This window comes from Peribacillus sp. B65, from assembly GCF_058513295.1.
On sequence record NZ_CP195840.1, the window covers coordinates 799,030 to 824,119 of the forward strand.

Annotated in this window: 24 protein-coding genes; 15 read left to right on the forward strand and 9 right to left on the reverse strand. The window is 40.2% G+C overall.

Translation table 11 applies throughout. The features are described 5' to 3' along the window. Positions 1-101 precede the first annotated feature (101 nt). Positions 102-344, forward strand: a complete 243-nt coding sequence (locus tag ACSR9O_RS04055) for a YhdB family protein (RefSeq protein ID WP_048689737.1) — start codon at positions 102-104, stop codon at positions 342-344. A 131-nt stretch (positions 345-475) separates the two neighbouring features. Here ACSR9O_RS04055 and ACSR9O_RS04060 read toward each other — a convergent pair whose 3' ends face one another. The 3 genes from ACSR9O_RS04060 to ACSR9O_RS04070 all read right to left on the reverse strand — a co-directional run bounded on the left by ACSR9O_RS04060 (position 476) and on the right by ACSR9O_RS04070 (position 4,593). Next, positions 476-1,003 (reverse strand): NADPH-dependent FMN reductase, encoded by a 528-nt coding sequence (locus ACSR9O_RS04060; RefSeq protein ID WP_491723967.1) that lies wholly within the window; start codon positions 1,001-1,003, stop codon positions 476-478. A gap of 161 nt (positions 1,004-1,164) precedes the next feature. Next, positions 1,165-2,895: a phospho-sugar mutase gene (locus tag ACSR9O_RS04065; protein WP_491723968.1), complete on the reverse strand. Its 1,731-nt coding sequence runs from the start codon at positions 2,893-2,895 to the stop codon at positions 1,165-1,167. A gap of 150 nt (positions 2,896-3,045) precedes the next feature. Continuing rightward, complete coding sequence (locus tag ACSR9O_RS04070; protein WP_101224323.1) at positions 3,046-4,593, reverse strand: carbon-nitrogen hydrolase family protein; 1,548 nt, start codon at positions 4,591-4,593, stop codon at positions 3,046-3,048. 191 nt (positions 4,594-4,784) lie between these two features. Between ACSR9O_RS04070 and ACSR9O_RS04075 the strand changes: the two genes are divergently transcribed. Continuing rightward, entirely contained in the window at positions 4,785-5,222 is a 438-nt protein-coding gene (locus tag ACSR9O_RS04075; protein ID WP_101224324.1) for a disulfide oxidoreductase, read from the forward strand. Continuing rightward, positions 5,222-5,692, forward strand: a complete 471-nt coding sequence (locus ACSR9O_RS04080) for a thioredoxin family protein (RefSeq protein ID WP_048689755.1) — start codon at positions 5,222-5,224, stop codon at positions 5,690-5,692. The genes ACSR9O_RS04075 and ACSR9O_RS04080 overlap by 1 nt, the downstream gene beginning before the upstream one ends. Before the next feature lie 68 nt (positions 5,693-5,760). On the opposite strand, the gene ACSR9O_RS04085 is transcribed toward ACSR9O_RS04080, so the two are convergent. Then, a complete protein-coding gene (locus ACSR9O_RS04085; RefSeq protein WP_491723969.1) occupies positions 5,761-6,174 on the reverse strand; it encodes a DUF5365 family protein in 414 nt (137 codons plus the stop codon). Between the two features lie 232 nt (positions 6,175-6,406). Here ACSR9O_RS04085 and ACSR9O_RS04090 point away from each other — a divergent pair, with 232 nt between their 5' ends. Beyond that, positions 6,407-7,318, forward strand: coding sequence for an RluA family pseudouridine synthase (locus tag ACSR9O_RS04090; RefSeq protein ID WP_491723970.1), 912 nt, complete (start codon positions 6,407-6,409; stop codon positions 7,316-7,318). Between the two features lie 209 nt (positions 7,319-7,527). Here the strand turns inward: ACSR9O_RS04090 and ACSR9O_RS04095 are convergent, their stop codons facing one another. Both ACSR9O_RS04095 and ACSR9O_RS04100 read right to left on the reverse strand, forming a co-directional pair. Beyond that, entirely contained in the window at positions 7,528-7,782 is a 255-nt protein-coding gene (locus ACSR9O_RS04095) for a GlsB/YeaQ/YmgE family stress response membrane protein (protein ID WP_170946860.1), read from the reverse strand. Positions 7,783-8,253: 471 nt separating this feature from the next. After that, positions 8,254-9,084 (reverse strand): aldo/keto reductase, encoded by an 831-nt coding sequence (locus ACSR9O_RS04100; RefSeq protein WP_491723971.1) that lies wholly within the window; start codon positions 9,082-9,084, stop codon positions 8,254-8,256. Positions 9,085-9,469: 385 nt separating this feature from the next. Between ACSR9O_RS04100 and ACSR9O_RS04105 the strand changes: the two genes are divergently transcribed. The 6 genes from ACSR9O_RS04105 to ald all read left to right on the forward strand — a co-directional run bounded on the left by ACSR9O_RS04105 (position 9,470) and on the right by ald (position 16,110). Next, the gene (locus ACSR9O_RS04105) at positions 9,470-10,468 is read left to right on the forward strand and encodes an inorganic phosphate transporter (RefSeq protein WP_101224326.1); all 999 of its coding nucleotides are present in this window, start codon (positions 9,470-9,472) and stop codon (positions 10,466-10,468) included. A 445-nt stretch (positions 10,469-10,913) separates the two neighbouring features. Next, positions 10,914-11,534, forward strand: coding sequence for a DUF47 domain-containing protein (locus ACSR9O_RS04110; RefSeq protein ID WP_063235631.1), 621 nt, complete (start codon positions 10,914-10,916; stop codon positions 11,532-11,534). A 15-nt stretch (positions 11,535-11,549) separates the two neighbouring features. Continuing rightward, positions 11,550-12,548: an inorganic phosphate transporter gene (locus tag ACSR9O_RS04115; protein ID WP_101224327.1), complete on the forward strand. Its 999-nt coding sequence runs from the start codon at positions 11,550-11,552 to the stop codon at positions 12,546-12,548. Between the two features lie 129 nt (positions 12,549-12,677). Further along, the gene (locus ACSR9O_RS04120) at positions 12,678-13,934 is read left to right on the forward strand and encodes a PucR family transcriptional regulator (RefSeq protein WP_230177196.1); all 1,257 of its coding nucleotides are present in this window, start codon (positions 12,678-12,680) and stop codon (positions 13,932-13,934) included. Between the two features lie 49 nt (positions 13,935-13,983). Beyond that, the gene (locus ACSR9O_RS04125) at positions 13,984-14,805 is read left to right on the forward strand and encodes an EcsC family protein (protein WP_101224328.1); all 822 of its coding nucleotides are present in this window, start codon (positions 13,984-13,986) and stop codon (positions 14,803-14,805) included. A 171-nt stretch (positions 14,806-14,976) separates the two neighbouring features. Continuing rightward, positions 14,977-16,110, forward strand: coding sequence for an alanine dehydrogenase (ald, locus tag ACSR9O_RS04130; RefSeq protein ID WP_053533925.1), 1,134 nt, complete (start codon positions 14,977-14,979; stop codon positions 16,108-16,110). 259 nt (positions 16,111-16,369) lie between these two features. Here ald and ACSR9O_RS04135 read toward each other — a convergent pair whose 3' ends face one another. Then, positions 16,370-17,737: an FAD-binding oxidoreductase gene (locus ACSR9O_RS04135; RefSeq protein WP_260356798.1), complete on the reverse strand. Its 1,368-nt coding sequence runs from the start codon at positions 17,735-17,737 to the stop codon at positions 16,370-16,372. Positions 17,738-17,821: 84 nt separating this feature from the next. Continuing rightward, a complete protein-coding gene (gene proC, locus ACSR9O_RS04140; RefSeq protein WP_491723972.1) occupies positions 17,822-18,628 on the reverse strand; it encodes a pyrroline-5-carboxylate reductase in 807 nt (268 codons plus the stop codon). A gap of 289 nt (positions 18,629-18,917) precedes the next feature. On the opposite strand from proC, the gene ACSR9O_RS04145 reads away from it, so the two are divergent. The 4 genes from ACSR9O_RS04145 to ACSR9O_RS04160 all read left to right on the forward strand — a co-directional run bounded on the left by ACSR9O_RS04145 (position 18,918) and on the right by ACSR9O_RS04160 (position 23,489). Next, positions 18,918-20,483, forward strand: a complete 1,566-nt coding sequence (locus ACSR9O_RS04145) for an MDR family MFS transporter (protein WP_101224331.1) — start codon at positions 18,918-18,920, stop codon at positions 20,481-20,483. 102 nt (positions 20,484-20,585) lie between these two features. Further along, complete coding sequence (locus ACSR9O_RS04150; RefSeq protein ID WP_101224332.1) at positions 20,586-21,218, forward strand: DNA-3-methyladenine glycosylase; 633 nt, start codon at positions 20,586-20,588, stop codon at positions 21,216-21,218. A gap of 131 nt (positions 21,219-21,349) precedes the next feature. Further along, a complete protein-coding gene (locus ACSR9O_RS04155; RefSeq protein ID WP_230177189.1) occupies positions 21,350-22,045 on the forward strand; it encodes a TIGR03943 family putative permease subunit in 696 nt (231 codons plus the stop codon). 286 nt (positions 22,046-22,331) lie between these two features. Next, complete coding sequence (locus ACSR9O_RS04160) at positions 22,332-23,489, forward strand: C40 family peptidase (protein ID WP_230177188.1); 1,158 nt, start codon at positions 22,332-22,334, stop codon at positions 23,487-23,489. 673 nt (positions 23,490-24,162) lie between these two features. Here the strand turns inward: ACSR9O_RS04160 and ACSR9O_RS04165 are convergent. Then, complete coding sequence (locus ACSR9O_RS04165; RefSeq protein WP_101224336.1) at positions 24,163-24,366, reverse strand: hypothetical protein; 204 nt, start codon at positions 24,364-24,366, stop codon at positions 24,163-24,165. Between the two features lie 132 nt (positions 24,367-24,498). Between ACSR9O_RS04165 and ACSR9O_RS04170 the strand changes: the two genes are divergently transcribed. Next, positions 24,499-24,729, forward strand: coding sequence for a hypothetical protein (locus tag ACSR9O_RS04170; RefSeq protein ID WP_491723973.1), 231 nt, complete (start codon positions 24,499-24,501; stop codon positions 24,727-24,729). Positions 24,730-25,090: the final 361 nt, after the last annotated feature.

Sequence of the window (25,090 nt, forward strand, 5' to 3'; positions counted from 1 at the left end):
AGCAACAACCGCGTTCCAAATACATCGCCACTTATTGTAAGGAAATGTTCTGTCATATCTGAACAAAATACAAATAGCTCCTTAATAAGGGGGAGAAGAACATGAGGATTGCTGATTATGATCAGGCATTGTTTCACACGCACCGTTCTGATTGGGACAGCTTGTTAGTATTGATGGTTCGAACGAAAGATCACTTTCTTTCAAAAAAAATAGAACATTTTCTGCACGCTTACAGGTTTGAGCATGATTATCAAATCGTTCAATCCCAGCTGTATGCACTGCTTCGTTATCTGGATCATGCAGCAGAAAAAACAAGTGATTATTTAAGTGAACTTCCAAGCTAAAATCAACTATAGTTTTTGCAAAACGGGAAAAATTATACAAGAGGATCGATTTTCGGGGATATAACTTTGGCTGGTGAAACCCTATAAAAACAAGGAAGGGTCAGGTATGTAAATACCTGACCCTCATTTCATCATTTTTTGATTGTAGCATATGCCGTTGCATACATTTTAAGCTCTTCAATCATACCTTCTACAAGTACTGCAGATTCTTCAAATAAACCATCATTTTCGTAATCGAAGCAATGCGGATCCAGAACCAATTGTTTGGCGATCACATTTGCATAAAGGCTTCGACCCACTGTCCTCATGGAATTCAAGGCATTGATCCCGCCTTTTCCTCCGCCGGAAACAGCCAATAGAGCGACTGGTTTATGCGTGAATTGTTCGCTGCTTAGAAAATCCAAGGCATTTTTCAAGGCTCCGCTCATGGAACCATGATACTCCGGAGTTGTCAGAATTACGCCATCAGCTTCCTCGATGCTTTTCCGAAGTCCTTGAATAACTTCCAGTTGATATTGTTCACCTTCACCTGAATATAAAGGGATTTTGCTATTGCTTAAATCAATAAGTTCCGCTCCGTATTTCTTGGATATGTAGCGTGAGGCAATCCCCGTACGCCCTTGTTTACGTGGTGAACCATTAATGATTACTAATTTCATGAATTAAACCTCCATTATTCCCCGATGTTTTCCGAGATCAGTCGCCAATACAGTATACCAAAACCGCAACGGAATTTCCTAGAATTTTGATTTTTCATGCAACTAAAAATCAAAAAAAAAACGAAAGACCTGAAGAAGTCTTTCGTTTAGCTTTCATACATTTAAACCAATGCTTCAATCTTGCTCATGAAATCTTCCATGACTCCCGATAACTTGGACTCAGCTTCTTGCATTGATTTACCTTGGACACCGAAATAGAATTTAATTTTCGGTTCAGTGCCTGAAGGACGCAGGCAAACCCATGTACCATCCTCAAGGAAATACTTCAATACATTTGATTTCGGAAGCTCGATCAATTCTTCATCATTTGAAAGTAATGTACGCTTCTTGCTGCTTTGGTAATCTTCTTCAACGACTACCGGAATGCCAGCTATTCGGGAAGGAGGATTTTGACGGAATTGATTCAATATTCCAGAAATCTGTTTCGCTCCCTCAATGCCCTTCAAAGTCAATGAACGCAAACCTTCCAAGTAAAAGCCGTACTTTTCAAACACATTCAGCAACCCTTCATATAAGGTCAATCCCTGCTTTTTATAATGGGCACAGACCTCGACAGCAAGCACCGCAGCTTGAATGGCATCCTTATCACGTGCAAAGTCTTTAATCAGATAACCGTAGCTTTCTTCATATCCGAACAAAAAGCTGCTTTCCCCGCTTTCATGGTACTGATTTATTTTCTCGGCAATGAACTTAAACCCGGTAAGTACATCAACCGTCTTCAAGCCATATGACTCGGCAATCGTACGCCCGATTTCTGAAGTGACGATCGTTTTCAAGATGACTCCATTTTGAGGAATCTTCCCTTTTTCTTTTTTCTGGGAGAGTAAATAATCCAGGAAAAGGGCACCTGTTTGATTACCAGTCAGGACAACATATTGGCCCATCTCGTCTCTCACGGCAATTCCAAGCCGGTCGGCATCCGGGTCCGTTGCTATCAATAGATCCGCTTCCACCTTGTTACCAAGCTCGATGGCCATTTCAAATGCAGCAGGTTCCTCCGGGTTTGGAGACTGAACTGTCGAAAAATCCGGATCTGGCAATTCCTGCTCCTTAACGATATGCAAATTTTGATAACCTAAGCTTTGCAGTGCCCGCCTGACGGATTTATTTGCCGTTCCATGAAGCGGCGTAAAGACGATTGACACATCTATTTCCTCGGCAAGCTGCGGGTTCTCTGGAACTGTAAGCAACGAGCGATTATACGCTGCATCCACTTCCTCCCCAACCATTTCGATGAGGCCCTGCAGTTTAAGGACTTCAGCTTCTTCAACCTGAATTTCAAGCTCGTTTTCAATGGCATTCACGTAGCTGATCACTTGATCCGCCGCATCCGGTGGCAATTGTGCCCCATCTGACCCATAAACCTTGTAACCATTATATTCAGGCGGATTGTGGCTTGCCGTGATGACGATGCCAGCAAAAGCATTCAGCTCGCGAACCGCAAATGACAATTCTGGAGTTGGACGCAATTCATCGAATAAATAAGCTTTCACCCCAAATGTTGCCAAGGTCTTAGCTGCTTCCAGTGCAAATTCCGGGGACTTATGTCTTGAATCATAAGCGATCACAGCCCCTCTTCCTTTCGCTTCTTCCCCAAACGAAGAGATATACTGAGCCAACCCAACCGTTGCCTTCCTTACCGTATAAACATTCATCCGGTTCGTTCCCGCTCCGATTTCCCCGCGCATTCCGCCTGTTCCAAACTCTAAATTTTTATAAAAGGCATCTTCGAGTTGTGCTTCATCCCGCTGCATTTCCTCAAGGAGGACACGTAATTCCCCATTTAAATTCTGGTACCCTGCCCAAGTGGTGTATAAAGATTTCCAATCCATCTCCAACATCTCCTCCCAAACGCCTCATATTTGTAATTATTATGTATCTACCTTACATATACAAAATTATCACATTTATTCCAATAAATGAAGCTCGTAATGAAAAGAACCGAATCCAGCATTCTTCACATCACGAGCTCGTTTACCTCTTTATTTTTGGCCATCTTTGTAATGCAGATGGTAAATATCATGGCGGCGATCTTTCAATTGCTTTACAGTACCAGACTGACGCTCCCGCCTTAAGATTTCCAAATCGACATCGCCAATCAGGACCATCTCAAGGTTCGGGCTGGTTTCCCCGACTATGCCGTCACGCGCAAATTCGAAATCCGATGGAGAGAAGATTGCCGATTGGGCATATTGGATATCCATATTTTCCGTTTGCGGAAGATTTCCGACCGTTCCGGAAATGACAGTATAAATTTGGTTTTCGACTGCACGGGCCTGGGCACAATAACGAACTCGCAGATAGCCTTGCCTGTCTTCTGTACAAAATGGAGTGAATATGATTTTGGCTCCCATGTCGGTAGCAATCCGGGCGAGTTCCGGAAACTCAATATCATAACAAATTTGTATCGCAATTTTTCCACAATCCGTATCAAAGACACGAACGCGGTCACCTGCGTTAATACCCCACCATTTTCTTTCATTCGGTGTGATATGAATTTTATATTGCTTTTCAATCGTCCCATCGCGACGGAATAAATAAGCGATATTATAGATATTGTCATCATCTTCTTTAACGAAGTGGGAACCGCCGATGATATTGACGTTATACCTTACAGCTAAAGTGGTAAACAATTCAATGTATTGCTCCGTGAAATCCGACAGTTTCCGGACAGCCAAGCTTGGTGATCTTTCATTCAAGAAAGACATCAGCTGGGTGGTGAACAATTCCGGGAACACGGCGAAATCCGCATTAGCATCCGAAGCAACATCGGTGAAATATTCGACTTGGTTAGCGAAATCTTCGAATGAATCGATTTTACGCAGCATGTATTGCACGACGCAGATACGTACCGGCTCTGATGTTTTATAATAACGTTTTGTTTTCGGCTGATAATCGACGTTATTCCACTCCATGAGAGTAGCATACTTATTCGATTGCAGATCATCAGGCAAGTAATTCGGATTGATCCTCATAAGCGTGAACCCATTTAAAAGCTGGAATGAAAGAACCGGATCATATATTTTATGCAATTGCACTTCTTTCACATATTCCCTTGGTAATAGTTCTTCCGCATGTTTATGGTAATTGGGGATCCTTCCCCCGATAATGATGCTTTTTAAATTCAAATGGGCAACAAGCTCTTTCCTTGAATCATATAATCTTTGGCCAATTTTCATCCTGCGGAATTCAGGATGGACCATGACCTCGATTCCATATAAATTATAACCGTCCGGATTATGATTCGTGATGTACCCATTATCGGTTACATCATCCCATGTATGGCGGTCATCATATTCGTCAAAATTAATAATGAGACTGGAACATGAGCCAATCACTTTTCCATCATATTCAGCCACAAACTGTCCTTCTGGAAAAATCGCCAGATGGCTCTCAAGCTGATCTCGCTTCCAGGGAACCATTCCAGGAAAGCAACTCGACTGCAAAGCAATTATTTCATCTATGTCTCCTAGCCTCATATTACGTATTTCCATTATTTTTTCATATTTATGCAGGTCCAAATTGGGCATTTTTCCTCAGACTCCTTTAATCTCTTCCATAAGAATTATACCCCTTATTCAAAAATTAAAACAACTGAACCTACCCATGGATTACAAATAAAAACATTCTGAATGTCCGTTAAAAGAATATATATTTTACATACGCGGTCCTTACATACTATACTTTTCATGAGAGTAAAAAGAGATGGGGAAGAGGAACCATGAACAATACAAAACGCAGTGTGGAAAACTTATTATTTGTAGCCTGGGCTGCTTCCATCATTGCTATGTTTGGAAGCTTATATTTTTCTGAAATCAAGCAATATGAACCTTGTGTCCTCTGTTGGTATCAGCGGATCATCATGTATCCCTTTACGATCATTTTAGGAATTGCAATCATTCGAAAAGATTATTGGATCAGCTTTTATACGATGATATTATCCGCTATCGGTGCATTCATTTCCACGTACCATTACTTGATACAAAAGGTTTCATTCTTTTCTGACCACACCCTTGCATGTGGAAGGGTTCCATGTACAGGTCAATATATAAACGTATTTGGTTTCATCACCATCCCGTTCCTAGCCTTGACTGCATTCATCATTATTTTCATATGCAGTTACATCATATGGACAAGATCCAAGGAGGTTGCAGCTTAATGAAGAAAATGGCTATATTTTTAGTGATAATCGTCGCGATATTTGTCCTGCTGGGCGTTTTTACAAACTTGAAAAAAGAAGAAAAATCAAAAGGAAATCCATACGGTAAGGATAAGCTTAAACCCGCTACTGTCGATCAGCTGGATGACCCCAATTATCAAAACTTGATCCTGCCTGAAGAATTGGAGCAGGACCTCCAGGATAATGAAGATGTGACCGTTTACTTCTATAGTCCTGAGTGCCCGCATTGTCAAAAAACCACGCCAATCGTGGCTCCTTTGGCAGAAAAGCTGGGAATCGATCTAGTTCAATACAATCTTTTGGAGTTTGAACAAGGATGGAGCGATTATGGCATCAAAAGCACACCGACCATCGTTCACTATAATAACGGCAAAGAACAAGAACGGATCGTTGGCTATAATGATGAGGAAACGTTCGAGAAATGGTTCAAGGACCACGATATTAATTAAGGATGGAAAAAATGAGCCGGCCCTAACGGAAATGCTTCTCCCGTTATAGCCGGCTCATTTTTTTTGCCTTATACTAAATATTGATTCGCCACCTGGATGTCCATCATCTGGATCTCATTATTCGCTTCATGGTTTATACTTGAAAAATGGTCATAATAAAAGGGGAAGAATATTCCGCATTCATTCAATAGAGTGATGTTATGTTGGAACAATTCTTCAGATTCAGATTCCATAAAATCTTCTCTCTTTTGTTTGTCTAATATCGACATAAGGACTTGAAGACATGTCATTACTTGAAATGCGTCTCTTAATGTTGCCAAGTAAGTAACAGAACTTTGATTGGGCTTTAAAACGCCAATCTCGCGAAAATGAAGGATTTCACTTTCCGTAAAGTATTTGGGAAATACAGATTCGTAGAAACGAGAAACGAGACTCGCTATTTCTTGCTCTTGTTCTTCCGTTGAAGAAAAGACCGTCTTCACTAAAAAAACCACCTTTTTTCAGATCCGTTAGACCTATCTATTATATGTATATTCTAGGACAAGCGATTTCTTTCTCACTAGAATAACATAAATATTGTAAAAAATATGTGGTAATTTCCACCACGGAAATTTCATCAATAGGTCCAAGGTTACTTTTTCATGACTAATTCTTAATTATTATATATTTTTTTCATTTAATCAAAACCAAAGCAGTCGAAAGTAGGAGTTTTTATTGGAAAATTTCAGAATAACTAACCAACATTTAATAATTGATGTTCTCCAAAGTTGGAATGGATTAACAATTGAAAAGCTTTTTAGGGAGCGTTGGCAGGCCCCAAAAAAATTAGTGCATGAATGGAGAATGAGTAAAGAAGTTACAGTGAACGGGAATTCCGTCGCATGGTCAGCTATCCTTAATGAAGGAGATTCGATCAGCATCCCCTTATTGGATCACGCTGAAAATGAAACAGTACAAGCGGCAGACTTAGGAATTTCCATCTTATATGAAGATGATGTGTTGTTGATAGCCAATAAACCGGCTGGAATGGATACCCATCCTTCTCAGCCCGGTGAAGCACACTCCCTCCTCAATGGTGTCGCGCACCATCTTCAAAAAACCGGCCAGACCTGTATGATCAAGCATATTCATAGGCTTGATAAAGATACTACCGGTGCCGTCCTTTTTGCCAAAAACCGCCTTATTGGGTCCATGCTGGACAGAATGTTGGAAGAAAGGGAAATCAAGCGGACTTACCTAGCTTTAGTCGAAGGAAACATTAAAAAGAATGAAGGAGAAATCAAAGAAAAAATTGGCCGCGACCGCCACCATGCGACGAGAAGAAGGGTTTCCCCTACAGGCCAGACAGCAGTCACCCACTATCGGGTGCTCAACCGAGATCCCAAGAAAAACTTGACGCTCGTCAGCTGCACCTTGGAAAGCGGCCGAACCCATCAAATCAGGGTGCATTTCAGTCATTTAAACCACCCATTGGCCGGAGATACCTTATATGGCGGAAAAAGGACATTTCCACGTCAAGCCCTCCATGCAAGGAAAATTGAATTCATCCATCCCATATCAGAAGAAAAAATGATCGTTGAAGCTCCTTTCATTGATGAACCTGATATATTCGATGTCACCATTTAAACAAAAAAACACCGTTCCATTTCGGACGGTGTTCTTATTTCTTCATTAATATTATCCGAATTGTCGCTCATATTTTTTCACGGACGGATCTTCTGCATGTTGGGTCGAATTTTTCCGCTATACGGCCGAAATATACGCATGTCGGGACGAAATCCGTTCATTTTGGCATAAAAAATAGCTGGCCACTTGGGCCAGCTTTATTTTTTTATTTATGAAGCTTTTCTCATGCCTTTTAAGATAAGGCTTAAGATGAAGACAAATACGATTGCACCAATCAATGCTGGAATTATAGCGAAATCTGCTACTGAAGGTCCCCAGTTCCCAAGAATTAATGAACCTAACCATGCACCAACAAAACCAGCGATAATGTTACCGATAATTCCAAATGGTACGTCACGTCCAACGATCATACCTGCTAACCAACCAATGATACCTCCGATAATTAATGACCATAAAAATCCCATAATATATTTCCTCCTTCAAATTAGTTATTTTTTCATTTCTGCAGCAGACTCCAAGAAATCAAATCACTTCCATTTTGTCATGCTTTTTTCAGTTATTTTAACTTTTACATTCAAATGGTATGATGCCGATTAGCACGATATCTAATGAATGTGAATGCTTTAGTTATTGGGTAGAGTTAGCTAGCTATAGCCCTTGAGTAACTGATTGGACAATCCTCATGTTAGTGATTTTTTTCTTTTTGTTTGCCGCTGTACTCATTATTTTCCCCGTTTAAATAATCTAAAACCTAATTTTTTTTAAAAATATTTGGCAACGAAAACAGGATTATCAGACATATTAAACGGGTATACCATAGGCTTTAACTTTGTCACATTGTTAGTATAAGCAGTAACCGTCTCAAATATGTTCATAAAGGAAAAAGAAAAAGGATGCCCCAATTTCGGGACACCCTTCTATATTTTCAGCATGCTTTAGAACAAAAGTTCATCGGGATTGCTGCCGAACCGTTCATTTTTGTTCAAGGCATCTATTTGATTCATTTCATTCAAGCTTAATGAAAAGTCAAATACATGTGCATTTTCCTCAATGCGGGACGGCGTAATCGATTTAGGTATTACAACTAGATCATTTTGCAGATGCCATCTAATCAACACTTGCGCTGAACTTTTCCCATGCTTCTTCGCTATATGATTAATTGTCGGCTCTTCCAATAGGTTTCCTCTTCCTAGCGGGCTCCAAGATTCTACCTTTATTTCATGTTTTGCACAGTAATCACGAATTTCGACTTGAGTCAAAAGTGGATGCAATTCAATTTGATTGACGACCGGCTTCACTTCACTGTTTGCAAGTAAATTTTCCAAATGATGAACATGGAAATTACTTACACCGATTGATTTCACCTTTCCATCCTTATAAAGCTTTTCCAAAGCCCTCCAGGTTTCCAGATATTTATCTTTTCCCGGCCAGTGGATCAAGTATAAATCCAAGTATTCCAAGCCAAGGCGATTTAAACTATCATCAAATGCCTGGAGCGTCGTTTCGTATCCTTGCTCTGTATTCCACACTTTAGATGTTATGAACAATTCTTCACGAGGCACGCCGCATTCACGAATCGCCTGACCAACACCTTCTTCATTTTCATAAATGGCAGCCGTATCGATCGCACGATATCCAACTTCGATCGCTTTCTTGACAGACTCAACCGTTTCATTGCCGTTTTTCACTTTAAATACACCAAAACCCAACTGTGGCATTTTAACTCCATTATGTAAGGTGATCGTTTCCCCAATATTTGAAATCATTCCATCATTCCCCCTTACTTTTATTTACCAATTATACATCCCTCCACCTTCTATTTCTAACCATAAGCCTCGGGATTTACAGTGTTCTTAAACGAAAACGCACCAATTTATATATATAAAAGGAAACATTTTATCTTTTTAATCATTCACTAAGTTAAATATTTTGTAAAAAAATGACGAAACATCTATCCTTATAGATATGAAATTCGTTACAATTGAATAGTTCGACTTAAAACCAAGTAAAAAAGAAGGTGTCAGCTTTTATAGAATAATCAAACGTAAAACTCCCATCCTAAATATTGAGGAGTTGCAAACTGTTATGCGCCCATTCATTGGCCAAAATCCATATACACTTTACACTTGAAATCAAGGGAGTCCTCCATGTATGAATAGCATACTCATCTTAACAGTGTTAATTATTATTTTTGCTTTGGTCTTTGACTTTATCAATGGTTTCCATGATACGGCTAACGCCATCGCTACAGCAGTATCAACCAAGGCGCTTAAACCACGTCATGCAATCATCATGGCTGCGGTCATGAATTTATTAGGAGCACTGACCTTTACCGGCGTTGCGCATACCATTACGAAGGATATCGTGGATCCTTTCACATTGAACAATGGTTCTTATGTAATCCTTGCTGCACTAATTTCGGCCATAATATGGAATTTAATCACCTGGTATTTTGGCATTCCAAGCAGTTCCTCCCATGCGATCATTGGTTCAATAGCGGGAGCTGCCATCGTGGCCAGTGGATTCGATGCAATTAAATGGAGTGGATTCACTAAAATTGTACAAGCATTGATTCTATCTCCCATCCTTGCCTTTACGCTTGGATTCATTGTATACAGTATTTTCAAGGTAGTATTCAAAAATAATAATTTAGGAAAAACCAATAAGCGATTCAGGAGAATACAAATTCTCACGGCGGCCATCCAGTCTTATACACATGGAACGAATGATGCTCAAAAATCCATGGGTATCATCACGATGGCTTTGATCGCTAACGGATATGCCTCTACCTCTGAAGTTCCATTCTGGGTACAATTATCATGTGCCATTGCCATGGCGCTTGGTACATCTATCGGAGGTTGGAAGATCATCAAAACCGTTGGCGGTAAAATCATGAAAATCCGTCCGGTTAATGGCGTTGCTGCAGATATGACTGGTGCAGCGATCATTTTCGGTGCAACCTTCCTGCATATGCCTGTCAGCACGACTCATGTCATTTCTTCTTCAATACTAGGGGTCGGTTCTGCACACCGCATCAAAGGGGTAAAATGGGGAACCGCAAAAAACATGTTGGTCACTTGGTTCATTACATTGCCAATTTCCGCTTCCTTATCTGGAATCATTTACTATTTAATTGCTTTATTTTTATAGAACCTTTTGCCTTTCCATGCAGAGTTTGCAGACAATGGAACGGTAGGGACGTGACTCCTGCTGGAAAAGTGCGTCCAAGGGAGACTCCACGAACGCTGCCGGACCGCCCGCGGAAAGCGAGTGCCTGGAGTGGTAATCAACGTTCATATTTCACACCCCCTCAAAAAAAATGCAGGCAATCTTGATTAATATCGAGTTTGTCTACATTCGGAGTGCCTTTCCATATGGGAAAGGCTTTTTTTTTTTGCAGATTTCCCCTTATAATTGCAGGTTTTTCCCTTTTTTTAATTTTCCTTGTTTTTTTATGTAAAGTTTTATTAAGATTTTGTAAATTTTCGTCGAAAAACCTTCCCGGATACTACATGAATTCGTTACAATCAATTTGTTAATACTAAGCGTACGACTAAAGTGCGTAAATTTGCATGACTAATTGGGAGGCTTTAACATGGCTTTTAAATCAAAAAAAGACAAATTCGCTGTAATGCTTTTTAACATCGCTCAAAACCTTAAAGAAGGTGCTGACTATTTCGCGGATTATAAACTCAAAAATATCTCCGATCTAAAAGTATTTTCAGATACGATGAAAGACTACGAGCATAAAGGCGATTCAATGGTCCATAATGTGATCAAAGAGCTGAACAATGCTTTCATCACTCCTATCGAACGGGAGGATATCCTTGAATTAACCATGAGAATGGATGATGTCATAGACGGTTTGGAACACTGTGCGGCATTATTCGAAATGTACTCAATTGTCAATGCAGATGAGTATATGCTTAAATTTGTGGATGCAATCAAACAGTGTACGTATGAGATTGAAAATGCTGTCGATACACTATCCACTAAAAAATTACCAATGATTCGTGAAAATGCAATCAAAATTAAAGATCTTGAATCAGTTTGTGACGGAATCCAACGTCAATCAATCAAAAACTTGTTTACAGTTGAAAAAGATCCAATCAGGATCATTCAATATAAAGAAATTTACGAAAGCCTTGAAGAGATCGCCGATCACTGTCAAGCGGTGGCCAATACACTTGAAACAATCATAATGAAAAACGCCTAAGGAGTACCCCAATAAATGGATACTTTATTAATTTTAACAATATTAATCGTTTTCTTTGCTTTAGCATTTGACTTCATCAATGGTTTTCATGATACAGCCAATGCAATAGCTACTGCTGTTTCAACAAAGGCCATGAAGCCTAGGCATGCCATCATCATGGCAGCAATCATGAATTTCGTCGGAGCTATGACATTTACTGGAGTGGCGAAGACCATAACGAAGGATATCGTGGATCCGTTCACGCTTCCGAATGGTTCATATGTAATTCTGGCTGCTCTGCTTGCCGCTATCATATGGAATCTTCTTACCTGGTATTACGGAATACCAAGCAGTTCCTCCCATGCATTGATTGGTTCGATTGCAGGTGCAGCCATTGCTGCAGCAGGCTTCGCCGGCATTAAATGGGAAGGGTTCATGAAAATTCTTCAAGCTTTGATCTTCTCCCCGCTAATTGCTTTTGCAATCGGGTTTATCGTATACAGCATTTTTAAAGTAGTCTTTAAAAACAATAACCTGACAAAAACAAACCAAAAATTCCGTACTATACAGATTGCTACTGCGGCACTTCAATCGTATACACACGGAACGAACGACGCTCAAAAAGCGATGGGTATCATCACGATGGCCCTTATTGCAAATGGTTATGCATCAAGTACCGATATCCCCTTCTGGGTTCAATTCTCATGTGCACTGGCAATGGGACTTGGAACTTCCGTCGGCGGATGGAAAATCATTAAAACCGTTGGCGGCAAAATCATGAAAATCCGTCCGGTCAATGGTGTTGCAGCGGATTTAACCGGCGCTTTCATTATTTTTGGCGCGACTGTAATACACATGCCCGTTAGTACAACCCATGTTATTTCGTCTTCAATCCTTGGTGTTGGATCTGCGCATCGTGTCAAGGGCGTAAAATGGGGAACGGCAAAGAGAATGATCATCACTTGGTTCATTACCATTCCCATCTCGGCAACATTAGCTGGTTTGTTTTATCTTTTAATTAACTTCCTATTCTAAAATAAAATCCCTACCGGTAACCATAGGTAGGGATTTTTTGTATTAACAAAGGATTTATCTATGCTTATTAATAGAAAATCGTTTAAAATTCAAGGAGAAGGAATTTTTTTAGCGAGGGGCAAAATAATAATGAAGGAATTCGAAAAAAATAGAGATATTTTTAAAGACCTTTATGGAGATATGATGGAGTTTGCCGATAGAATCAGTTCTGTTTTAGGTTGCCCCATTACAATCGAGGACGGTAACCATCGCTTACTTGCTTATAGCACACACGATGATACTACGGATCAGGCTCGTATCATGACCATAATCGGAAGACGTGTCCCTGAGAAGGTCATCAACAGTTTATGGAAAGATGGCTTCATACCCGCGTTATTGAAAGAAGATGCCCCCATTAAAATCGGGGCCATCAATGATGTCGGGCTCGGTAACAGGGTTGCGGTTTCCATCCGGAAAAATAATGAAGTACTTGGTTTCATTTGGGCTTTGGAAGTAAATGAACCTTTCTCCGAAGAAGATATGAAATTTCTGCAATTCGCTGCCAAGGAAGCGAAGAACCAGTTACAGCAATTGCAATTGAAAAAGAAAAGGAAAGAAGCCGGTCATCAAGAGTTTCTTTGGCGCATGTTGACCGGGCATTATCAAGAAGAATCGGAAATAATTGAAAATTACCAGAAATTCTCCATCCATGTTCCAGTTGTTTTTTCCATATTGGTATTTGAATTCCCTAAAGAAATCAATCGCGAAGTGGAGCGCTACATTTCATACATGTTAACGACCACTCAAAAGATAAACAGTTCATTATTTGCCATTGACCATAACAAACTCATTCTTTTCGCGGGAGCCAACCAGGAAAACAGCCCTTCTTTCACTTCATCCATTTATGAGTTCATTCCTTTTTTCATTCTGGAGATGAAACGGCGTTTCGGTGTTGAGCATATCCTTGGAACGGCTGGCAATATGTATAAAAACTTAATGGACGTTAAATCAAGTTACGAAGAAGCTCAATACACCCTAAAAATGAAGAATATATTCCCTGATGACATGAAACTCATTTTACATTATGAAGAACTTGGCATGTTTCAAATGATTGAATCACTCGCAAGCAACAAACAGCGTCGTGTTCATCCTTCCATCCTTAAACTAAAAGCATACGACATGAAAAACCAGACGGAATTGCTGCAAACACTAACTGTCTATCTAGAGAAAGACTGCAACCCAAACGAAGCTTCAAGAAACCTTCATATCCATGTGAATACATTGAATTACCGATTAAAAAGGATCTCGGAAGTGGGAAATATCCGGTTAAAAGACCCGATTCAAAAAATGTCCCTCTTTCTTAACATTAAACTTAATCAATATGATGAATTCTTCAAGAAAAATTAATGATATATTCCCTGATATGGAATACTAGAGGTGTGGAAAGGTTGATCTTATGAAACTTGAAACAAAAGAAGAACTTGAAAAAGAATTAGCAATCATAGATAAATGGGAGAAGGATCAGAAAGGACTATGGTTTTGGGAACGTATTGGGCGGATCCCTTTCAAGCTATTGGATAAGTTGACACCGGATTTCATTCAGAAAAAATTGGGTGTCATGCTTGATGAAATCGGCAGCTACATTCAGAATGGCGGAAAATATTTAACGAAAGAAGCTCATATTCTAAATCAGCTGCAAGCCAAGAATCCCGAGTTGAATATTACTGCCCTGGAAGATGTTTCAAGCATCCCCCTCCATATCATGGATAGCGTGAGTCAGGATATTAAAAATTCAGGGAGCAAATTGGCAACGGTTCAAGGTGCCACTACCGGGATTGGCGGAATCTTCACCTTGGCAATTGACATCCCCCTTCTTCTCGGCATGTCGATCAAAACCCTTCAGGATATCGCCATCACATATGGCTTCAATCCTAGGGACCGCCAAGAACGTATATTCATCGTCAAATGCCTGCAATTCACAACATCGGATGTAGTCGGCAAAAAGGCTATATTAAATGAATTGTCGAAAATGACCCAGACTGATTCCCAATCAAAAAGGGAAATAGCCTCAGAACTGCAAGGATGGCGAGAAGTCGTTTATACATACCGTGATCAGTTTGGCTGGAAAAAGCTTTTGCAAATGGTTCCTGTTGCCGGAATAATATTTGGCGCCCTTACAAATCGTTCCATGATTGCCGACATAGCCGATACGGGAATCATGCTTTATAAGAAAAGAAGGATTCTAGAGCGCATTCAAGAACCAATTGCAAAGAATTGAATTCAGCTTTTATTAGGTTTTGATCCTGGCAAGCCCATGTTTTTTGAAACTGCGTTTGTGGAATTCCACAAATACACCTTTTTCATTTTTCTGATTTCCACATACTAACTGTTTCTTTTTCCAACTATACTTGTGATACAAATAGTAAAACATATTATTGGAGGGATTAAGATGAGAATAGGAATTCCAAAAGAGATTAAGAACAATGAAAATCGTGTAGCTATCACTCCAGCTGGGGTCGTAGCATTAGTCAATGCAGGACATGAAGTATTAATCGAAATGAACGCAGGTCTAGGAAGCAGTTTTACAAATGAAGCATATCAAGAAGCTGGAGCTGTTATAGTCGAGGACGCTGCTAGCGTTTGGGCAAGCACAGAAATGATCATGAAAGTAAAAGAACCTATCTCATCTGAATATAAATATTTCCGAAAAGATTTAATCCTTTTCACATATTTACATCTTGCGGCAGAACCGGCACTAGCTCAGGCCCTAAAAGAAAGCGGTGTCTTGGCCATTGCTTATGAAACGGTTGCAGTAAACCGTACACTTCCTTTATTGACACCAATGAGTGAAGTTGCAGGACGCATGGCTGCACAAATCGGTGCTCAATTCCTTGAAAAAAATAACGGCGGTAAAGGAATACTCTTAAGCGGAGTTCCTGGAGTTAAACGCGGTAAAGTCGCTGTTATCGGCGGAGGCATGGTTGGAACGAATGCTGCTAAAATCGCTATTGGATTAGGCGCAGATGTTACCATTCTTGACTTAAGCCCAGACCGCCTTCGTCAACTTGATGATATTTTCGGAAATGAACTGACTACACTCATCTCCAACCCTTATAATATTGCAGAAGCAGTCAAAGATGCCGATTTGGTTATCGGTGCTGTATTGATTCCAGGTGCTAAAGCTCCTAAGCTCGTTACTGAAGAAATGGTTAAATCGATGTCTCCAGGTTCAGTCATTGTCGATGTTGCAATCGACCAAGGCGGTATCTTTGAAACGGTCGACCACATAACAACACATGATAACCCTACTTATGTTAAACATGGAGTAGTGCATTATGCAGTGGCGAATATGCCAGGAGCAGTGCCTCAAACTTCTACAGTTGCTTTAACTAACGTAACTGTACCATTTGCACTTCAAATTGCAAACAAAGGTGCCATCAAAGCAATCCTTGAAAATGATGCCCTTGCAAAAGGCGTCAATGTGGCGAACGGTGAAATCACGTTCGAAGCAGTTGCCACAGACCTTGGCTACAACTACGTAAGTGTTGAAAACGCCTTAAACCCAAATAACATTAACGCTTAATAAAAAATAAGACTCCAGAATCTTGTCTGGAGTCTTATTTTTTTTGGACGAGAATCTCGATGAAGCTGTATGTCTTCATACGAATCCGGCCTTTAGGTCGAATTATTTGGGGTTAGGTCCGATTTTCTGCTCGATCGGTCGAATTATCCAGAGTTAGATTGAATTATCTGCTATGACGGACTATTTTTCCGGAAAGGCCACTACTCTGCCCTTTCCCCAGTTGGTGTTATTACTAATCTATCAAAATAGAATATTCCTCTTAATCTATGAAGATCTTCCCGGGATTCATTATTCCTTTCGGATCCAATGCCTGTTTGATCGTTTTCATCACTTCGTAAGCTCCTCCATGCTCCCTTCGCTGATACTTCGATTTTCCAAGGCCCACTCCATGTTCACCCGTACATGTACCGCCTCTGGTTAATGCATATTCAACGATTTCTTCATTTAACCTTTTCGCTTCTTTAACTTCTTCAGGATTTTTCAGATCGATCATGAACAATACGTGATAATTCCCGTCACCTACATGACCTACAATCGCCCCCTCCACTTTGGATTGTTCGACTTTCTTCCTTGTATCCAGTATGGCATTCGATAATTCTTGAAGGGGCACACTAACGTCGGTCACCATCAGCTTCTTCCCCGGAGCGCTGTGAATGAATGCGTACGCGAGATTATGGCGCGCTTCCCATAAGGCATTCCGTGCTCTTGAATCGGTTTCAAACTGGATATCCCCACAGCCAAAATCACTTACGATTTCCTTGGCAAATTTGACGTCCTGTTCCAGTCCGGCAAAGTTCCCATGAAACTCGAGGAATAAAGTTGGTTTGACTTCATAGGATTTGTCCATGAATTGATTAATTTTTTTTATGGACTCGGCATCAACCAATTCAATTCGTGCAATCGGAATACCAGCAAGCATAATCCCATTAACCGCAGATACTGCCTTTTCGACGGTTGGAAATGATGCTCTCCCGGCCATTGTGACTTCAGGAATGCCATACACCTTTAATGTCAGTTCAGTAAATACACCCAGCGTACCTTCAGAGCCAACAAACAAGCCATTCAAATGGATGCCTGAAGATGATTTTGTCGCTAAGCTTCCGGAATGAATCACTTCACCGTTTGCTAAAACTATTTCCAAATCCCTTACTTGATCGCGCATTATCCCATATTTGACCGAGGTCGTCCCACTTGCATTCGTAGCTGCCATCCCTCCCAATGTAGCATCGGCACCAGGGTCGACGGAAAAGAACAAACCGTATTTTTTTAATTCTTTATTGAGCTGCGTCCTAGTCACACCTGGTTGCACCTTCACAAGGAAGTCATTTTCCCTGACTTCCAATACTCGATTCATCAAGGACAGATCCAGGGAAATTCCCCCTTTGACTGGAACGACATGCCCCTCCAAACTTGATCCTAATCCAAAAGGAATGACCGGTATTTCATGCTCATTCGCATAACGCATGACTGAACTTACTTCCGCAGTATCCCTTGGATATATGACCATATCCGGAAGGTGCGGAGTATGATATGATTCATCATGGCTGTGCTGCTCCAATAATGTTTCATTCACCGTTACTTGTTCTTCCGTCAGAATCTTCCTTAATTCTTCTATATAACCATTCATTATGCATCCTCCTCTTCTTTTCACAAAACATTCTGAAAATGGAAAACGGACAAGATTGCCCTCAAAAAGGCAATCCATCTTTCTTCATTTACTTAAACCTTTCGTTTTATCCGTGCAGGCCTTCATTGCTTGCAGAATGCTGGATCTTAGCTGATTTTCTTCTAAAGACGCTACCGCAGCTATCGTTGAACCGCCCGGCGTGCAGACATCATCCTTTAAAGCAGCAGGATGTCTTTCCGTTTCCAGTACCATTTTAGCAGCTCCCATTACAGCTTGTGCTGCCATTCGGTATGCTTGTTTTCGTGGAATGCCGTCACGGACCCCTCCATCAGCCAGCACCTCGATGAACATATATACATAAGCAGGCGACGAACCGCTGATGGCAGGTACTGCGTCCATCAAATCTTCATGCAGGATTTCCGTTTTACCGAAACTATTCAGCAGTGCAGTCACATCCTCTATATCAGCATCGGTAATTTGATCATTAATGCTCATGGCAGTCATGCCTTCACCGACAAGCGAAGGAGTGTTTGGCATCGTCCGGACAACCTTCACTTTTTTTCCAAAGCTGTTCTCAACTAGTGATACAGTGATGCCTGCTGCCATAGTAATGATCACAGCGTCTTCTTTAACATGATTCTTCACTTCTTCTAGCACTTGCTTATGCATGGCAGGTTGGATTCCTAGAAAGAGAAAATCAGCAAAACCGGCAACCTCTTTATTATCCAAAGTACCTTTAACCTTATATTTCGTGGTGATTTTAGTTTTGGTCTCCACACTCGCAGTACTGACCATGATCCCTTCAGGTGAAATGACCTCTGCAAGCAGCATGCCCTCAAGCATCGCCTCACCCATTTTGCCGCATCCAATAAATCCTATTTTTTTATTCATATCTTACACTTCCAATCATAAGTTTCATCTATATTCCTTCTTAATTATATCGGATATGATAAATGGAAACACGTTGGAGACATTAATAAGGAAGGATTTGGTGGATTCTGGTCGAATTACTTTAGTGATATCGATGTATCTTTAAATCCACCTTTACGCAATATAGTCATGCAATTGAATTTTTTTTCAAAAAAAAAATTGTTGACTAAATGGTCATTAGAGATTTATAATTTTGACCTATTAGTCAAAAAACGAATAAGGAATACAGTTATAGGAATGGAGAAATGCTATGCAAATGGAAAAAAAAGCGGTCAATACCAAGCTTGTCTTAACAGGATTGATCATTGGAATGTTTTTCAGTTCATTGGAACAGACGATCGTCGGTACGGCCATGCCGACAATTATCGGGGAATTGAATGGATTTACCATCTTTGCATGGGTAACGACTGCCTATTTAATAGCCTCAACGACTGTTGTACCCATTGTTGGAAAGCTATCTGATTTATATGGCAGACGTTCCCTTTATCTGCTTGGCACGATCATATTTACGATCGGTTCGTTTTTATGTGCCACAGCCACATCGATGGAGCAATTGATCATCTACAGGGGTCTGCAGGGAATCGGCGGCGGGATGATCATGCCTTTATCCCAAACGATAATCGGTGATATATTCTCTGCGGAACAAAGAGCCAAATGGCAGGGTGTATTCGGAGCCCTTTTTGGTTTAAGTTCTGTCATCGGCCCTTTTCTGGGCGGCCTGATCGTTGACCATATCAGCTGGCATTGGATCTTTTTGATCAATGTACCGACGGGCTTACTATCTGCCATTTTGATTTATGTAGGATTGAAACATGAAGCCATAAGGAAAACAGAGAAAGTTAATATCGATTATCTAGGGATTTTCACCTTGATTCCCGGTATTGTCCTGTTACTGCTTGGCTTGACCTTCGGTGGTGATAAATTCGAATGGTTATCATTAGAATCTTTCTTGATTTTCGGCAGCACCATTGTCTTCATTGCCCTATTCATCTTTTTTGAAAGAAGAGCGGTTGAACCGATCCTTGATTTATCCCTTTTTAAAAATAGAGTTTTTTCTACAACGAATATTTTGGGATTCTTGCTTGGCCTTGGCATGTTCGGGGCAATCATGTTTGTCCCGCTGTTCATGCAAGGCGTATTGGGAGTTTCACCAACAAAAGCAGGGTCGACCATGACTCCGATGATGATCGGTATGATTCTTTCCAGCATCATTGGCGGGCGGTTACTTTTGAAATTCCGTTTTCGTACCGTGCTTACCTTTGGAATGGTCTTTGCGACGCTTGGCTTTTTCCTAATGAGCATGATGGACGGCAGTACGACTATATTCACTGCGTACTCATTCATGGCCATCCTTGGGATAGGCATGGGTCTTGTCATGCCGACATTGATGATTGCCGTTCAAAACGAATTTCCAAAATCGCAGCTAGGGTCGGTTACAGCGGCTTCGACATTCTTCAGATCAATAGGAGGAACGATGGGCATCACGATTTTGAATGCTGTTATGAATCACAATCTCCAGCAAAATATGGATGATGCGGTCGTAAGTCAAAAGGACCCTATATTGCATGAGGCACTGAAAGCATTAGCAGATAAAACGGATGCGTTATTCAACATCATGCTTTATCCTGAAAACCTTAAAATGCCCGCAGAAGTCAGCACTGTCCTTGTAAAAACGATTGAAAATGCTTGGATCGATGCATTCTCCAGTGTTTTCATCACCGGTATCTTTTTTGTTTCCGCGGGGATATTAGTGGCACTTTCCGTGGGTTCGGGCCGAATCAAAAAAGATCAAGAAACGGAGAAGGAATTAGGCTAAAAAAAGGTCGGCTGATATAATCAGCCGGTCTTTTTTTCCCTTCATGTTTCTTTTTCATTGATAAGGGAATTTTACCTGTATGAGACTAAATGGAGTGATATCATGAACAAGATATACGATTCAATCTTACCTGCGGATTTTTATCAGCAGCCTACCCTTGAACTGGCAAAATCCCTTCTTGGCTGCCTGATTATAAAAGAAACAGCGGATGGAACCGCTTCTGGATTCATTGTTGAAACAGAGGCCTATATTGGACCTGGAGACAGGGCCGCACATAGCTTTGGAAATAGAAGGACAAAACGGACGGAAGTGATGTTCGGAAATTCAGGTTTGATCTATACATACGTCATGCACACACATACACTGGTCAATGTCGTAAGCGGAGGGCCTGAAAATCCGGAAGCCATTTTAATCCGTGCGGTTGAACCCTATTCGGGGCTCGAGTTAATGCATGAAAGACGAGGAATTGCCGATATTCGTAAATGGACCGATGGACCAGGGAAGCTAACAAAGGCACTGGGCATTACCATGGATGATTATGGTCGATCTTTTACGGATCCCCCGCTATATCTAGCTGTCGGAAAACAGCCTGAACACATATCCAGCGGTCCCCGCGTCGGAATCGACAACTCCGGGGTAGCAAAAGATTACCCTTGGCGCTTCTGGGTTACCGACAATCAGTTTGTATCGCGTAAAAACCTAATTAATAAAGCTGTACCGAAAAATAAACCATGATTTTATCCCCTCTATGTTGAATAGTGTAAATCCTTTGGATGTGACACAACTTTGAGGGGAGTTTACTTTATTCAATTTTCTTAATCCCCCTCCCTATTTAACTTCCAGCCTATTACCCCAGTAATATTAAATTGACTTCCTTCCATTATTTTAAAGAAGATAATCAAGAAGAATGTGTTGATTGTCAGTGCGGACATGATCACTCCCAGGAAAACAAGAAATGGAAAAAGAACCTTACTTACTTCCTTTACGTCATTCCCATTTTAACCGGTCTCTTTTTGCCTGTTGCCACTATGGACTCGAATATCGTAGAAAAAAAAGGATTTCATTTCCCGGTATATGATGACTCAGATGATTATAGCCAGCATCAATTTCTGCAGCCGGATACGAGTCTTTATTATGGCAAGGATGACTATTTAACTTTAATGGATCACTCGCTCAAAGACTTAGTTGACCATGATAGTCTTCATTTAACCTATGAAAACTATCTAAACGACTTAGAGGCCATCTATTACTCTCCTGGAAAATTCACTGGCAAACAAATTACGTTAACCGGGTTTTCGTACAATTCAGATGAGCTAGCCAAAAACCAGGTATTCCTGTTTCGCTTTGGCGTCATTCACTGTGTCGCAGACTCTGGGGTATTCGGTATGCTGATCGAATTTCCCGAAGGTATGCATCCAAAAAATGATGAGTGGTATTCCGTGACAGGAGAATTGGAATCCATTTATTATCAGCCATTCAAGAAAACCATTCCCCTGCTCAGAGTATCATCACATAGTAAAATCGCAGAACCTGACGATCCCTATGTTTATAGACAATATTAAAAAATTTATCATGGAAAGGTAAGGATATTATATTATTCTTACCTTTCTTTTTAATTACCTCAAAGCTTCCATTTATGAAATCTCTTTTAGCCTAGTTATCTCTTTAGGCGATATTAAGGATCCTGCCCATCCACTTGAATCCACTCAATATGACAGATCTGCAAATTATCCTGATAAATGACGAAAAAGTTGAATTTTATTTAAATGGGTCATGTTTTTTATATGCCTTACCTTTATAATATAAATGCTACATATTTTTTTACCACATCAGGAGGAACTTTCCTAAATGAACAATTCGAAAAACTCTTTCATTCTTGCAGGAACCATTATAGGTACCCTTATCGCCGGCACTTCTGCCTATGCTGGTTCTTATCAAGTTAAATCAGGGGACACCCTTGATAAAATCTCTAAAGCTAATAATACAACTGTCCAACAATTAAAATCTCAAAACCATTTGACTAGTAACCTTATTTTTCCCGGCCAAATCTTGAAATTTAATACTCTTAACACTAAGAATATAGATAAAACCGAAAAATACGTAGTTAAACTGGGGGATACTTTATCTAAAATTGCTAAAAGATACGACCTTTCACTTAGTGCCCTGCTTAAATTAAACACTAATATTTCTAATTCGGATCGCATTTATATTGGCCAATCCATCCGTGTTTCCGGACAAGCTCCTGCATCCAGCTCTACGGCTAAAACAAATGCTACATATACAGTCAAATCCGGGGACACCCTGGACAAAATTGCAAGAGTCAACAATATGACTGTCCAACAATTAAAGTCTAAAAACCATTTGACTGGTAGCCTTATTTTTCCCGGTCAGGTCCTGAAGGTTAATACCCTTACCAGCACTCCGGATAATAATAAAAATACAACAGACGTTTATGTGGTTAAATTAGGGGATTCCTTATCAACCATCGCTAAAAGATATAACCTTTCCCTTAGTGCCTTACTTAAAATAAACCCTAATATTTCTAATTCAGATCGTATTCGTATAGGCCAAACCATCCGTGTTTCAGGGAAAGCCTCGGCTTCTTCAATTAATAAACCGTCCAAATCGACCAAAGCGGATCAAGTTCTGGCAGCTGGTGCTAAATACATGGGAGCCAAGTATGTTTACGGTGCGAGCACTTCGCGGACTGACATTTTTGATTGCTCTTCGTTCACATTAAGGGCATTCAAAAGTGCAGGTATTTCCTTGCCTAGAAATTCAGTGGCACAATCACACGTTGGTACAGCTGTATCTTCAAAAGCCCTTCAAAAAGGGGATTTAGTATTTTTTGATACCAATAATGATGGAGTAATCAACCATGTAGGAATTTATGCCGGTAACGGTCAAATGCTGAATGCTTCTACATCTAAAGGAGTATCCTACGCTAACATTAACAATTCTTACTGGGGACCTAGCTTTGTGAAGGCAGTCCGAGTTCTTAACTAAATGTGATGGCAGTAAACGATAAGGAGCAAAGAGCGTGTTTTGATAAAAAAGATCAAACACGCTTTTTTGTGTATGATAATGTCAAATAGCCGCCAACTGGTGTTATGGCTTATACCCCTTCTCATCCTCACTAGCGCATTAACCTTTGCATCGCATAATTAAGTTGTTTATTGATACGGACTCCTTCCAAGCTAGATAATCCAAATGTGGTTTGTTATTTATAACTGGAAATGAAATGTTATTATTTTTTATTCGTTAAAGTATAAAGTCTTTTTTTATAATTGATTTTACGATTAAAAATACTCAACACACTTAAAAGTATTGCAAGACATACAAAATAAACTAAACCTTCACTAGTAAACCAAATTTATAAAAGATAATCGTAGTAATGATAAACACACCAGTTAAAAGCATTTTATAAGACCAATACTTACTAATTATCATCACCTCTTTTTTCATTTTAATAATCTGAATAGGTAGTTTTAGTTAAACCATTAAAATTCTTCACTTAATAATATACAAATTTAAGCTAACCTTTTTTATCCCCCTCTTTCCTCATACCTCGCGCATTAACCTTTGCATTTCCACAATCGCATAATTAAGTTGATTACTGATACGGACGCCTTCAAAGCTTGATAATTCCTTTCGTTGTGCTATTTCATCCTTCTTTTTTCTATGAAAGGTAATCGTTTGTTGTAATAACCAAGCCTTTCTTAATAACATTTTCCTCACCTGCCTGTTTTGTTAAATGCCTTTCCTGCATTTCAACTTGCTTTCTATGGACTTTTTCTTCTATAAGATCTATGAACGGCTGATTATTGTTGAGATTTTCTTTATTCGACTCTATTAACCGCGCTAATGATACATTTTTACGCATTTTTTGTGCCTCCTTCTCTACAGAAATTGCTAAAAAGAATGGTTTTCTCTACTTAGGAAAAATATTTTCCCTATTACTTAGTGACATTTTCATAATACTATTAGTTTAAAAATTCTTGGTTTCAATTTTGAAATGACAGGTACCAATACTGGTATTGTCACTCTGGAACTTGCCATTCTTGTCCTTGATCGGGCCGTGCAGTATCTAGATTACCAACAAAAAAAGGCCTTCTTCACAGAAGACCTTTCAGACTGTATATTAATAAGAAGAGCAAGTTCGCCTACAGTTTCTACTAAAAAAACGTTCCAGCTTCATTTCAGAATCCGCTCCCTTTCCGCTGACTGTCTGCCAAGCTACATCTAAGCAAGCGCCTGTGGTGTCTCGACCAGTCAGTTATTCGGCAGGAGTGTCGCATAATTCTTCTATCCAATAACGGTTACAGTAAAAACCATCAAGGCCGGAGCAAGGTATTCGAACAGCTGCACTGTCTTGGGCCGTTGACACAGTTTATCGACCTAAGCCTCACTGTATTCGGTCGTTCATGCACTGGATTCGACCTATCCCGGACAGTTTTCGACCGTTGAGGCACTTTATTCGACCTACCCCGCACTGTATTCGGTCGTTCATGCACTGGATTCGACCTATCCCGGACAGTTTTCGACCGTTGAGGCACTTTATTCGACCTACCCCGCACTTTATTCGACCGTTCACGAATTTTTTTCGA

Excerpts from the sequence above, each read along its gene's own strand:
- ACSR9O_RS04095 (WP_170946860.1), bottom strand. The coding sequence starts at position 7,782 with ATGGGATTTTTATGGTCATTAATTATCGGAGGTATCATTGGTTGGTTA.
- proC (WP_491723972.1), bottom strand. The coding sequence starts at position 18,628 with ATGAATAAAAAAATAGGATTTATTGGATGCGGCAAAATGGGTGAGGCG.
- ACSR9O_RS04065 (WP_491723968.1), bottom strand. The coding sequence starts at position 2,895 with ATGGATTGGAAATCTTTATACACCACTTGGGCAGGGTACCAGAATTTA.
- ACSR9O_RS04080 (WP_048689755.1), top strand. The coding sequence starts at position 5,222 with ATGAAGAAAATGGCTATATTTTTAGTGATAATCGTCGCGATATTTGTC.
- ACSR9O_RS04075 (WP_101224324.1), top strand. The coding sequence starts at position 4,785 with ATGAACAATACAAAACGCAGTGTGGAAAACTTATTATTTGTAGCCTGG.
- ACSR9O_RS04105 (WP_101224326.1), top strand. The coding sequence starts at position 9,470 with ATGAATAGCATACTCATCTTAACAGTGTTAATTATTATTTTTGCTTTG.
- ACSR9O_RS04170 (WP_491723973.1), top strand. The coding sequence starts at position 24,499 with ATGACAGGTACCAATACTGGTATTGTCACTCTGGAACTTGCCATTCTT.
- ACSR9O_RS04150 (WP_101224332.1), top strand. The coding sequence starts at position 20,586 with ATGAACAAGATATACGATTCAATCTTACCTGCGGATTTTTATCAGCAG.
- ACSR9O_RS04135 (WP_260356798.1), bottom strand. The coding sequence starts at position 17,737 with ATGAATGGTTATATAGAAGAATTAAGGAAGATTCTGACGGAAGAACAA.
- ACSR9O_RS04165 (WP_101224336.1), bottom strand. The coding sequence starts at position 24,366 with ATGCGTAAAAATGTATCATTAGCGCGGTTAATAGAGTCGAATAAAGAA.
- ald (WP_053533925.1), top strand. The coding sequence starts at position 14,977 with ATGAGAATAGGAATTCCAAAAGAGATTAAGAACAATGAAAATCGTGTA.
- ACSR9O_RS04055 (WP_048689737.1), top strand. The coding sequence starts at position 102 with ATGAGGATTGCTGATTATGATCAGGCATTGTTTCACACGCACCGTTCT.
- ACSR9O_RS04160 (WP_230177188.1), top strand. The coding sequence starts at position 22,332 with ATGAACAATTCGAAAAACTCTTTCATTCTTGCAGGAACCATTATAGGT.
- ACSR9O_RS04120 (WP_230177196.1), top strand. The coding sequence starts at position 12,678 with ATGAAGGAATTCGAAAAAAATAGAGATATTTTTAAAGACCTTTATGGA.
- ACSR9O_RS04110 (WP_063235631.1), top strand. The coding sequence starts at position 10,914 with ATGGCTTTTAAATCAAAAAAAGACAAATTCGCTGTAATGCTTTTTAAC.
- ACSR9O_RS04100 (WP_491723971.1), bottom strand. The coding sequence starts at position 9,084 with ATGATTTCAAATATTGGGGAAACGATCACCTTACATAATGGAGTTAAA.
- ACSR9O_RS04070 (WP_101224323.1), bottom strand. The coding sequence starts at position 4,593 with ATGCCCAATTTGGACCTGCATAAATATGAAAAAATAATGGAAATACGT.
- ACSR9O_RS04125 (WP_101224328.1), top strand. The coding sequence starts at position 13,984 with ATGAAACTTGAAACAAAAGAAGAACTTGAAAAAGAATTAGCAATCATA.
- ACSR9O_RS04115 (WP_101224327.1), top strand. The coding sequence starts at position 11,550 with ATGGATACTTTATTAATTTTAACAATATTAATCGTTTTCTTTGCTTTA.
- ACSR9O_RS04145 (WP_101224331.1), top strand. The coding sequence starts at position 18,918 with ATGCAAATGGAAAAAAAAGCGGTCAATACCAAGCTTGTCTTAACAGGA.
- ACSR9O_RS04060 (WP_491723967.1), bottom strand. The coding sequence starts at position 1,003 with ATGAAATTAGTAATCATTAATGGTTCACCACGTAAACAAGGGCGTACG.